Origin of the sequence: Dysgonomonas sp. UBA7630 (assembly GCF_002483985.1) — a bacterium.
Classification (GTDB): Bacteria; Bacteroidota; Bacteroidia; order Bacteroidales; family Dysgonomonadaceae; genus Dysgonomonas.
In genome coordinates, this window is sequence record NZ_DLIY01000004.1 from 157699 (window position 1) to 168935 (window position 11237).

10 protein-coding genes are annotated in these 11237 nt (G+C 38.4%); 4 read left to right on the forward strand and 6 right to left on the reverse strand.

Features of this window, described 5'->3' with window-relative positions:
* Window positions 1-37: 37 nt before the first annotated feature.
* On the forward strand, window positions 38-1420 hold the full coding sequence (locus B3P17_RS02335) for a DUF3329 domain-containing protein (RefSeq protein WP_291103070.1): 1383 nt from the start codon (window positions 38-40) through the stop codon (window positions 1418-1420).
* A 12-nt stretch (window positions 1421-1432) separates the two neighbouring features.
* Here B3P17_RS02335 and B3P17_RS02340 read toward each other — a convergent pair whose 3' ends face one another.
* The 5 genes from B3P17_RS02340 to B3P17_RS02360 all read right to left on the reverse strand — a co-directional run bounded on the left by B3P17_RS02340 (window position 1433) and on the right by B3P17_RS02360 (window position 7591).
* Window positions 1433-2080 (reverse strand): LysE family translocator, encoded by a 648-nt coding sequence (locus tag B3P17_RS02340; protein ID WP_006843332.1) that lies wholly within the window; start codon window positions 2078-2080, stop codon window positions 1433-1435.
* A gap of 313 nt (window positions 2081-2393) precedes the next feature.
* Window positions 2394-4679: a TonB-dependent receptor gene (locus tag B3P17_RS02345; protein ID WP_252638562.1), complete on the reverse strand. Its 2286-nt coding sequence runs from the start codon at window positions 4677-4679 to the stop codon at window positions 2394-2396.
* Window positions 4680-4876: 197 nt separating this feature from the next.
* Window positions 4877-5257, reverse strand: coding sequence for a hypothetical protein (locus B3P17_RS02350; RefSeq protein WP_252638561.1), 381 nt, complete (start codon window positions 5255-5257; stop codon window positions 4877-4879).
* A 17-nt stretch (window positions 5258-5274) separates the two neighbouring features.
* Complete coding sequence (locus B3P17_RS02355) at window positions 5275-6687, reverse strand: DUF4270 domain-containing protein (RefSeq protein WP_252638560.1); 1413 nt, start codon at window positions 6685-6687, stop codon at window positions 5275-5277.
* Window positions 6688-6784: 97 nt separating this feature from the next.
* Window positions 6785-7591 (reverse strand): glycogen/starch synthase, encoded by an 807-nt coding sequence (locus B3P17_RS02360; RefSeq protein WP_252638559.1) that lies wholly within the window; start codon window positions 7589-7591, stop codon window positions 6785-6787.
* A 229-nt stretch (window positions 7592-7820) separates the two neighbouring features.
* Between B3P17_RS02360 and panC the strand changes: the two genes are divergently transcribed.
* Genes panC through B3P17_RS02375 form a run of 3 tightly spaced genes read left to right on the forward strand, consistent with a single transcriptional unit; the run spans window position 7821 to window position 10457 of the window.
* Window positions 7821-8672, forward strand: a complete 852-nt coding sequence (gene panC / locus B3P17_RS02365; RefSeq protein WP_252638558.1) for a pantoate--beta-alanine ligase — start codon at window positions 7821-7823, stop codon at window positions 8670-8672.
* Between the two features lie 15 nt (window positions 8673-8687).
* A complete protein-coding gene (gene panD, locus B3P17_RS02370) occupies window positions 8688-9041 on the forward strand; it encodes an aspartate 1-decarboxylase (RefSeq protein WP_006843338.1) in 354 nt (117 codons plus the stop codon).
* Between the two features lie 60 nt (window positions 9042-9101).
* On the forward strand, window positions 9102-10457 hold the full coding sequence (locus B3P17_RS02375; protein WP_291103080.1) for an MATE family efflux transporter: 1356 nt from the start codon (window positions 9102-9104) through the stop codon (window positions 10455-10457).
* Between the two features lie 40 nt (window positions 10458-10497).
* Here the strand turns inward: B3P17_RS02375 and B3P17_RS02380 are convergent, their stop codons facing one another.
* Window positions 10498-11208, reverse strand: coding sequence for a tRNA1(Val) (adenine(37)-N6)-methyltransferase (locus tag B3P17_RS02380; RefSeq protein WP_252638556.1), 711 nt, complete (start codon window positions 11206-11208; stop codon window positions 10498-10500).
* Window positions 11209-11237: the final 29 nt, after the last annotated feature.

Consider the following 11237-nt stretch of genomic DNA (forward strand, 5'->3'; position numbering starts at 1 on the left):
TTTTATTGTATTTTTGTAGCAAACTTACAATAACTTCATGTACGCCCAGAAGAATAGCTTCGACGATGGAGTATATCTTGTTCGGAGAATATACAACAACACAGAGAAACTCTTGCACTCTATCAGCAACACCAAAACAAAGACAAGGACGTGTTGGATAGTTGTGATAGTAATCTGTTTCACAGCTATATATTCACTAAACAGGCTGACTCCTATTATATCCGATGACTTTGCATACCTCTTCATTTATGGTGAAGATGGCCGTATCACTTCCATCAAGGATATTATACATTCGCAAATCAACCATTACTACATGTGGGGTGGACGCTCCGTTGTTCATTTTATTGCACAAGTACTGCTAATGCTGCCTAAATATATAGCCGATTTACTAAATACACTAGTTTATTTAAGCTATATATCCTTAATCTACCTGCACATAAAAGGAAGTGCAAAGAATAGTATTCTTTTATTTTTAATGGTCAATCTGGGGGTTTGGTTCTTGCAGCCCGTACTTGGAGACACCGTCTTTTGGCTGACAGGCTCTGCCAACTACCTTTGGGGAACATGGCTAATTTTACTATTCCTTTTGCCCTTCAGGCTGTACACTGGAAGAGTATCAAGGCCTATATTACAAGCTTTTTACTCTGTGTGTATTTTCATACTGGGAATACTAGCCGGATGGACAAACGAAAACACAGCGGCTGCAATGTTAGTGATTGTTATAGGCTTTTTCATATATTATCGTTCACAGAAGTGGGCTATTCCTGTTTGGGCTATTGCGGGATTTGCCGGAGCTATTATAGGCTTTATCATCATGATAGCTGCTCCGGGAAACTTTGTAAGAGCTGGAGAATCTACATCATTCAGCCTATACAACTTAAGTTACCGCCTATTTATGTGGACGCTGACACTTTTTTATTATAGTGGACCTCTTTTTCTTATTACTCTCATTTCCATTATCACTTTCAGTCGTTTTTCGAGAGGAGATAGAAAGGACAAAATGAAGCTTGTGCTCATATATGCAGTAGCGGCTATTGCAGCAGTATATGCCATGCTGGCTTCACCTACATTCCCACGCAGAGCACTCTTTGGGGTTGTCACTTTCCTTATTATTGCCATAGGCATCTGCCTTTACAATCTGGATTACAAAAACGTATTCTTGAAGCAAATAAGACTTATCGTAATATCAATATCACTGATGGCTTTCTTATTTACCTTTTATCTCAGTTGGAAAGAAATCAATTCGTACAGTAAGATCGTAGCTCAACGTGAAGCCACTATAAAACAAGCAAAAGAAGAAGGTTTAGATTATTGTGAATTTACACGATACAACGGCAGTTCGTACATCCACGGAGAAGACCCATACTCGGAAGTGCTTATGTCTCGTTATTATGGGATAACGATCAAATTAAAAGATTGAAGCGGAATTAAGCTAGAAGATATCGATCCCCATCAGTGTACCTGTAATAATACCGGCTACACCCAAACCTACCAATAACACTCCTATGATCTTATTAAATATCTGAAGCCCTCTGGGATTGAAGCGGGATCGCAGTTTATTAACAAAGTAAGTGACCAGCAACCACCACAACATAGCTCCGATACCGATAAAAGATATGGTAAGAAGATCGTACCCGAAAGGCTTATCTGCATCAATCACATTGAAGCGAGCAAACAGGGCTATATAAAGAAATAATGTAGCGATATTGGAAACGGTAAGTCCTAGCGAAGATGCAAAGACCTTCCAGAAAGACATAGCATTTTCTTTTAGTTTTGTAAGGCTTTTCGACGGGTTTTTATTGAAAACTACATACCCGAAAGCAATAAGAACAATACTACCCACAATCTTAAGAGGACCTTCGTGTTGTTGAATAAATTCGGTACTGAACCCTAGACCTAAAGCTGCAATAATAGCAAGCAATGCTATCAGCATATCACCCACAGCCGCTCCGAGTCCGGTTATCAACCCTTGCTTCTTTCCTTCGTTCAGAGTACGCTGAATACACAGCATACCAACAGGCCCCATAGGAGCAGAAGATAAAAAACCAATAAATAATCCTTTTATAATGATATATACCATTAACTATATATTAGTGGAACACCCTGTCTGTCAACAGGGAAAAACTATAAGGTTTCATTTTTTTATAGTTAAGAGTCCCTCTCAGCTTCACAAAGATAGCATCAAAATCTTAGAATATGACACAAATGCGGTAAAACCGAGTTTGAGATTAAGTATTTTTAATCTAATCGAATCATCATCGGCGGTTTAAAAATATCAATTTATATTTTCTTTTATCTTATTAAATAAAAAATTGAAAAGTCGAGAATAAAAAGGAAATTTGAAGAAAAATGTGTCTCAAGAGTCTTACACCATCCTTGAGACACATTTATATTTATATAGAACTTATCTTAAGACCAATAAAGAATGTACGAGGCAATGATGGTCCGTAAATATATTCAGAATCCCTGTTAGGGCCTTTGTCGTAATCTTTCTGTATCTGATTGAACATATTCTGTATTCCGCCATTAATCTCCACTTTGTTAGTAGCATTCAGATTGAAGAAATAAGACAGCTTCACGGTCATATCCACAAAGCTGCGTGTTTTTACAGTCACATCTTTTTCAACACCTTCTGCACCGGAAAAGTGGGGAGCCAACATAGAGCCGGTATACACTCCCGACAAGGAGACGGCATAGCTTCTCTTAGGTGTAGCGGTTGCAGAAAAGAATCCATACGTATCAGGTGATCGGAGCATCTTCTTCACAGGTTCTACATACGACTCTGAAGACCAGCTTACAGGTTCTGTATAGCGGCTTCTCTGCCAAGTAAATCCACCTTGCAGCTCAAGCCAATCGATAGGCTGTATTGTTGTTTCCAGATTTAGCCCATATACGTATGCACCATCACCATTCTTGCGGGTCATTATAATATTACCCATAGCGTCGGTTCCTGTTTCTTCTACTATAAATACCCGGTTTATCTTATTATAAAATCCTTCGACAAGAAAATAGGAATAAAACTTATTATTAAACAAAGTATAATCAAATCCTCCATTGATAGCATTCGAATATTCGCGTTTCAGGTTTTCACCAAGAACAGTAATCGTAGCCTTTCCTCCAATAACAGGTACATCCAGATCAGAAGCTATTATTTCAGGAGCTCTGTATCCCATCGAATACGCTGCACGCAGATTCACCTTCTCTCCCACTCTGTATCTTATACTCGAACGGGGAATGATATTTACATTATTCAATTTATTATGCTTATCACCTCTTATACCTACAATGAAAGTTAGCTTGTCGTCGCGCCACTCATTCTGCGCATAGAGGCTGCTTACATTCAGAATTTGCTTCATATTCCGGCTATGAATCGTATCATGAAGGTTTGTATACTCTTGTGTAAAACCTACAGTAAACTTAGCAGGCATAAACAGCAATTTATCGGTATTCACCTCGTAACGAACAGTACCTGCAGCTGCCAGTTCGGATGTATTACCATAGCCATTCAGATCACGACCACCGCCATAATAACTATCTCTGCCTGTCTTTTGTATAGAGCCATTCACAGTCAGCTTACGCTTGTTATCGTCACTCGAATGTATATACCCCACGCTCCCGGCATGTATACTATAATCTGTAGTCTCGGCTATCTCGGCTTCGTGGGGTGGGCGATTGAGATTATCTCCTCCCCTTCTGTACTCGGAGATATAGTGATATTCGAGCGTGAGCTTATCGTTTAAAGTAGGCTTTGTAAAACTGCGGAAGCCAATAGATGTCGCCTTATTTTTTCCAATTTCGGAGAAACCATCATCGTTGGCATCCCACGCATTACGATGGCGCATATTAGCAAATAATGAAATACCCGAAGTCTTCGTTCGGTCTACAAATGAAGAGTTGAGAGACAGGATATTATCAGCCGATTTTCCGTCTATCAAAGACATATTGTATTTTGCTTGATAAGAATTCTTCTCCGGCTCTTTTGTTATCACATTAATAACTCCGCCTATTGCATTTGCGCCATATAGAACAGAGCCACCACCTCTGATTACTTCGACTTGTTCTATCATATTGGTCGGCATCTGTTCTAATCCATACATTTTAGACAGGGATGTAAATACAGCTTGTCCGTCAATAAGCATTTGGGAGTACTGACCTTCCAATCCATTGATACGAACTTCTTGTGTACCGCAATTCTGGCAATTAGTCTCTACACGCAAGCCCGGCATATAATTCAAGCCTTGCGAAAGCGATACGGAGTTGGTAGCCTCAAATGTTTTTGTTGTAAGCTCGTTTACCACCACAGGCGAAATTTTCCGATTGAGAGCCCTCAATGATGCTGTTACTGCAATTTCGCCGAGCTGCTGATTCTCGGGTTCTATATACATGGTCACATTTCTGGTAACGCCCTGCCCTATAGTTACCTCTTGCCTTATGGGAGCATATCCTATATACTGCGTTACCAGAATATATGTCCCTGCGGACATTCTGTCGATGGAGAAATGACCTGTCTCGTCTGTTACGGCAACATGGTTGGTTTTATCGATATAAACGGTTACACCCGGAAGGTGCTCTTCGGTTTGTCCATCGAGCACATGCCCTTTGATGAATGACGTTTTCAATTGCGCTATAGAACTTATAGCATATAGTATATAGAATGACAAAAGTATAATCTTTTTCATATTGATTAAAATATATAATATGGTACAATAACAATGCAGTAATGCACCATTTTGTATGATGTATTGGCAACACAAATCTCGTCGAAGAAATTTGCATTACACTTTTTTGGGAATAAGTTAAATGAATAGAGATTGAAGCATGAACACTTCAATCACAAGGAGGAAAACGATTCCTCATAATTAGACTTTATATTGTCTCAGGATAGAAACGAAGGGGGTGCTCTATAGTTGGCAGAATACAGAACAGGAGGAATTACATCCTTTAGTATTACCTGCTTGTATGTAAAGATTATCTCGGGAATGTATATATCACCGATATAGGAAGACACAGCCTCAAAAGAAGCTAGATTGGATAACTGATTGAAAGTAAAGAAACCGGCTGAGGTATGATGATGAGTTTCGAATGGCAGTTGCCTGTTATCGTCGCCATCTTTTGCCAGCTTCTTATATGGATGTGAGTGCACATAAACCACTCCATTGTAGACGTGGCTATGTACAAAATAAGATACACAGCCCAGATATCCTATATACAATAGGAATAATACTCTGGCTGTGTATCTTATTTTATTTCTCGACACTATATCTTTTTAGCTAATCATTTCGAGCTGCTATTATAGTTACTGAATATAAGCCCCATCTTCATATTATTAGCATCTGTTCTGAATATAGCTGATGTAGGAGTCATTAAGTTATAAACATTTGTGTACATAGTAACACTCGACCCAGAAGACGTTGTAGACGATTGAGTCTTAGTCGAAACAGGTATAACCAAATATTTAAGATCAGGGATATTGTCTTTTCCCTTATAATAATCCATATAGTGATTAATCAGGTTAGCTATATTATTTACAGTACTCTTTGATATATTTCCATAGACGAAATTATAAATATTAGTCGACGACCGCTCCATCACAAAGCTGGTTTTGGCATCCGGTCTATTCTTATTTCTATCTGAAAAGAAATTAGTCAAAGAATCTTTATTTATAAACAAAAGAGTTGATGGCCTTCCCAAATTGGTTTTTTCTTCCTCTTCGGTAAATCCTTTAATCTTAAAGTTAGCAGCATTCAATTTATTATTTTTCTTGCCTGTCTCTTCGGCTTTTTTCATTATTTCGGCCAAAGGTATTGTCAATTCGGTACATACTCCCGCCGGGCTTTTCATGTACGTACGTGTATCATTATTGGTAAACAAGTAGTCAGGATTTTTGTTCTGAATGTGGTTCAACTGTATCACTTCGGGCGTAAATGCCATTCTAAATATTCCTACTCGAACAGAGTCTTCGGTATCAGCTATATTTCTGCCATTATATTTAAGATATACCTTAAATATTGTAGTACTCGCACTAATCATTGTTCCCGAACCAAAGGTAGATGTAAGATACATACCTTTAAAGAATTTGCGGAAAGAATCAGAATTTTTGAATGTTGCTCCTTTCGAGTTCACCCATTCATCATAAAACTCTTGCCCCATCGACTTTTTAAGACGAAGTGAATACGTCCTTTGACCGCTATTGTTCGGAGCAGAAGTTACTGTAAATATACCTTGTCCTAGAGGTTGCGACATATCACAATATTTCTTCGGATCTATATTCGTAAAGAAATTAGCGGTAAGAGGTTGTGTTGCTTTGTATGCAGCTATACCAAACGGAGCGATACTATCACCCAGATACTGATCTGAAATCACTTCCAGGAAAGTCGAATCGATAGAAAGTGTTTTTGGTGGAAACTCAGTATTTTCAGGACAATATAGTTCTGATAAGTAATCAGACTTAATGTTCCCGAATACAGGATCTACATAATTTCCTAATAACCCTGTTTGAGATTTGGCATATACCGAATCTTCGAGCGATACGGTTCTTGCTGTTATGGCAACAGTATCAACATATACAAATATATCGTCTCCTTCGGGCAGTATAGAATTTCCTATCTTGTTCAAATCGTCATCACAAGAAATAAAAACAACCATCAGGATTGTAATTATCAGACTCAGTAAAGCTTTACTCTTCATTCAAAATTAAGGGTTAAATTAAATTGGTTTCAAATATCCAAAAAAATGCTGTTCTCATGAAATAAAACAGCATTTTTCTATTTTTATTTTAGATACTTTAAAGATTCTCGTAAAAATTATTGATTGCATCAACAGAATTTTCCAGATCTCCCTGATAAGGAAGGAAGTTTTTACCTGATTTACTTGCGAAATCGAGGACTTCTTTATTGATCAAATCTTCACTTTGTATTACTCCGTCTGCATTTTTAATCGCAAATTTAGCCAGAGTCTCGAAATCAACAACACCTTTTAGGTCTGTGATTTCCTTATCTTTTATTCCGTCGAACTTTAATTTGTCGATAAATTTATTGCTGAACGGCTTCTTAAAGTCATCATTATAGAGAGAGTAAACAACCTTTGAGTTTTTGAAACAAGGGTCGTCAGCATACGCTGTCTTAATATAAAGACCTGTAAGTGCTGTCATCCAACCATGACAATCGATTACATCAGGTATCCAACGTAGTTTTTTTATTGTTTCCAATACACCCCTCACATAGAATATGCTTCGTTCGTCATTGTCGTCAAACTCCACTCCGTGATCATCCGCCACAGTATATTTACGTTTGAAGTAATCATCATTATCTATAAAGTAGATCTGCATGCGGGCAGCCTGTATCGATGCCACTTTTATTATCAGAGGATGGTCTGTATCATCTATTATAAGATTCATTCCCGATAGGCGTATAACTTCATGCAACTGATTACGCCGTTCGTTTATACTGCCAAACTTCGGCATAAACGTTCTTATTTCCTGTCCTTTTTCTTGTATTGCTTGAGGTAAGTATCTACAATTAGTTGCTATTGGTGAATCCGGCAAGTAAGGAGTGATCTCCTGCGTGATGTATAAAATCTTTTTAGTACCCATTTAATTATAATCCTCTTCTGTTTCTTGAATTGAAAGTACAAAGATAATAAAAAAAAATCTTGTTTTTTGCAAATTTTACAAGACAAAATCCTGCAACCCTTTAATTTAAGGTCTTTCTTCCTTGTTTTGATGAAGATTTATTCGTTAAAATTGAAACAAAAAAGCCTGATTGTTTCGTCGTTACACAAATATTTAGTTGCTTTGTATCCGCTTTTGATTTTTGAAAAAGATGAGATTATTAAATACTGTAAAAGAGGTACAAGATGTTGTTGCACCATTGCGCCTGAAAGACAAAAAAATAGGATTCGTACCCACCATGGGTGCACTGCATAACGGTCATATTTCTCTTGTAAAACAATGTATCGCAGACAATGACATCTCTATTGTCAGCGTATTTGTAAACCCGACACAGTTTAACAACAAAGAAGATCTTGTAAAATATCCGCGCAACCTGGAACAAGATTGTCTATTTCTGGAAAAAGCAGGCGTAGACTTCGTCTTTGCCCCTTCCGAAAAAGAAATATACCCCGAGCCGGATACAAGAGAGTTCGATTTTGGACAGATTGACAAAGTGATGGAAGGCGTGCATCGCCCCGGACACTTCAACGGTGTAGCACAAGTTGTAAGCCGTTTGTTCGACATTGTAAAACCCGACAAAGCTTATTTTGGAGAAAAAGATTTCCAGCAATTGGCAGTAATCAGGGCTATGGTCAAGCAACTGGAGTTGCCGGTACAGATTGTACCAATGCCGATAGTACGGGAACCCAGCGGACTGGCACTAAGCAGTCGGAACGAAAGACTGAACGCAGCTCAAAAACAGGTGGCTGTAAATATATCTAAAACCTTATTCGAAAGTAAGGAATGGATGCAATCCCAGACCGTAAAAGAGGTAATAGACAGAGTTACCAATCAGCTCAATTCACATGAAGAGTTGAATGTAGAGTACTACGAAATAGTAGACGGCGATTCTTTACAGTCGGTAAACAACTGGCAAGAATCTGATTATATAGTAGGATGCATCGCAGTATTTTGTGGCGATGTACGTTTGATAGATAATATTGTATACAAAGCGAAAGCTTAATTATAAAGATAAAAAATGATCATAGAAGTTGTAAAATCGAAGTTACATCGTGTTACTGTAACCGAAGCCAACTTGAATTATATCGGAAGTATCACGATAGATGAAGATTTGATGGACGCGGCAAACCTGATAGAAGGCGAAAAAGTCCAGATCGTCAACAATAACAATGGCGAACGCCTCGAAACATACGTCATCAGAGGCGAACGTGGATCGGGTGCTATTTGCCTGAATGGAGCTGCCGCCCGCAAAGTACAACCGGGAGACATTGTTATTATAATGTCTTATGCCCAAATGGAGTTTGAAGAAGCTAAGTCTTTCAAGCCATGGGTTGTATTTCCTGACACTAAGACTAACAAGATTATCAAATAAGACCTATTTTTAGGAATTTGTATTAACTCTGCTATTGGCAAATAGCAAACAGCTAAACTTATGCATTCATATACATATAAAGATATATGGAAGGTAAGTATTCCTATTATGTTAGGATTACTTGCCCAGAATATTATACAACTCACAGGTACTTTTTTCCTCGGACATGTTGTCAATCCCGATCACCCGGGTTTGGCAGGGATATACCAAAGTGCTTCGGGACTTGCAGGGATATATTATGTAGCCATTTTTACGCTTTGCTTCGGATTCAGTATCGGTGGGCAGATTATGATCAGCCGCCGCAATGGCGAAAAGAATTACGATAAGATAGGTACTATCGTGATACAGGGGCTTATGTTTTTACAAGTATTTGCCCTTATTCTGTTTTTCATGTCACAGCTGCTGATCGATCAGGTGCTGTCTACATTCCTCAAATCGCCGGATGTATTCGACGCTATCGACAGATATTTATCTATACGCATCTACGGGTTTTTCTTTGCGGCATTCAACGTAATGTTCCGCGCATTCTATGTAGGAATCGCCCGCACAAAGGTATTGACATTCAATGCAATCACAATGGCTGTTGTAAATATCATAGCCGACTATGCTCTGATATTCGGAAACTTCGGTTGCCCCGAAATGGGAATTGAAGGTGCTGCCATCGCTGCGGTATTGTCGGAGATAGCCTCTGTGCTATTCTTTACCATATATACATTTGCAACCGTCGACTTCAAGAAATATGGTTTTGCAAAGATGAAATTCAAGCTATCCATTATCCGAAGCATCCTGAATATATCATCCTTTACGATGGTACAGTATTTCATCTCCATGTCTACATGGTTTATCTTCTTCGTTGCCATAGAGCAACACTCAGAAGATGCGCTCAAAATAACAAACCTCGTCCGAAGTTTCTATATGGTTTACTTTATTCCGATGAATGCTTTGGCCACCACCGCCAACACACTTGTGGGTAATACGATGGGCGCAGGGAATATAAAAGGAGTTATCCCCCTTGTGAAGAAAATATGCTTGTTAAACCTGGGAATAATCGTTCTCATGATGGGAATAACATTTATTTCTCCCGAGTTTTGGATATCAATCATAGCTCCTATCGATCAGAAAACACTTATCGAAGAAACAGTGATGCCTCTCATCGTATTACTTTTCTCGCTACCGATATCGGCACTAAGTATTGTAGTATTCAACTCCATATCTGGAACAGGAAATACCCAAGCTGCCCTTATATTGGAAATGATAACAATGGTAATATACATTGTGGCTATGTCGTGGATAGTAATATATAAGGAAATGTCTGTAGCGTGGTGTTGGACTGTAGAATACTTTTATTGGGGACCTCTATTAATATTCTCAATCATATATCTCACACGAGCCCGATGGCAAAATAAAGTAGTGTAAGAAAACAGTTATAGCGAAACGTATAACCCGAAAAATCAATTTACATTTTCAGATAAAAATCTTTCAATAAAGCAGTAAAGTCATCTGAATATACATGTCTTGCTTTTTCTATAATCAAGTCATTTTCGATTGGTGTGGCTTCTTCTTTCGACAGTTCTACCAGAATACGTTTTGGTGCAGAATAAGGAGTAGGAAACACATTGGTAATACGCGACACTGATAGTTTATATTGTTCGGCAAGCTTTATAAGCTCTGCTTTGTAATCAAAAGGATAGATAAAAGACATCCGCCCCCTTTGAGACAAAAGTGGAGCAGATAAGCCGATCAAATCTGCGACAGGCAAACTATCGGTATGGCGTGCCAAAGAACGTTCTTTGTTTGGCGACTTTAAGGATTGTACAAAAAAAGGAGGGTTGGAAACAATCACATCATATCGTTTCTCAGCTTTTGAGCAAAACACTTGTAACGAAGCATTCCAAGAATTGATACGGTTACCAAATGGAGAATTTCCAATATTATCCTTTGCCTGACTTACAGCATCGCTGTCAATGTCTATTGCATCTATTCTAGCTTTTTCGTTGCGCTGAGCCATCATCAACGAAATGAGTCCCGTACCTGTACCTATATCCAGAATATTATCGCCCGAAACATTGACCCATGCACCAAGCAAAACACCATCTGTACCCACCTTCATGGCACAACGATCGTGATAGACTGTAAACTTTTTGAACCTGAAATAAGGATTCGGCATATCTATATAAGTAACATTTTTATAGTAAA

Excerpts from the sequence above, each read along its gene's own strand:
- B3P17_RS02355 (WP_252638560.1), bottom strand. The coding sequence starts at position 6,687 with ATGAAGAGTAAAGCTTTACTGAGTCTGATAATTACAATCCTGATGGTT.
- B3P17_RS02340 (WP_006843332.1), bottom strand. The coding sequence starts at position 2,080 with ATGGTATATATCATTATAAAAGGATTATTTATTGGTTTTTTATCTTCT.
- panD (WP_006843338.1), top strand. The coding sequence starts at position 8,688 with ATGATCATAGAAGTTGTAAAATCGAAGTTACATCGTGTTACTGTAACC.
- B3P17_RS02360 (WP_252638559.1), bottom strand. The coding sequence starts at position 7,591 with ATGGGTACTAAAAAGATTTTATACATCACGCAGGAGATCACTCCTTAC.
- B3P17_RS02375 (WP_291103080.1), top strand. The coding sequence starts at position 9,102 with ATGCATTCATATACATATAAAGATATATGGAAGGTAAGTATTCCTATT.
- B3P17_RS02345 (WP_252638562.1), bottom strand. The coding sequence starts at position 4,679 with ATGAAAAAGATTATACTTTTGTCATTCTATATACTATATGCTATAAGT.
- B3P17_RS02335 (WP_291103070.1), top strand. The coding sequence starts at position 38 with ATGTACGCCCAGAAGAATAGCTTCGACGATGGAGTATATCTTGTTCGG.
- B3P17_RS02380 (WP_252638556.1), bottom strand. The coding sequence starts at position 11,208 with ATGCCGAATCCTTATTTCAGGTTCAAAAAGTTTACAGTCTATCACGAT.
- panC (WP_252638558.1), top strand. The coding sequence starts at position 7,821 with ATGAGATTATTAAATACTGTAAAAGAGGTACAAGATGTTGTTGCACCA.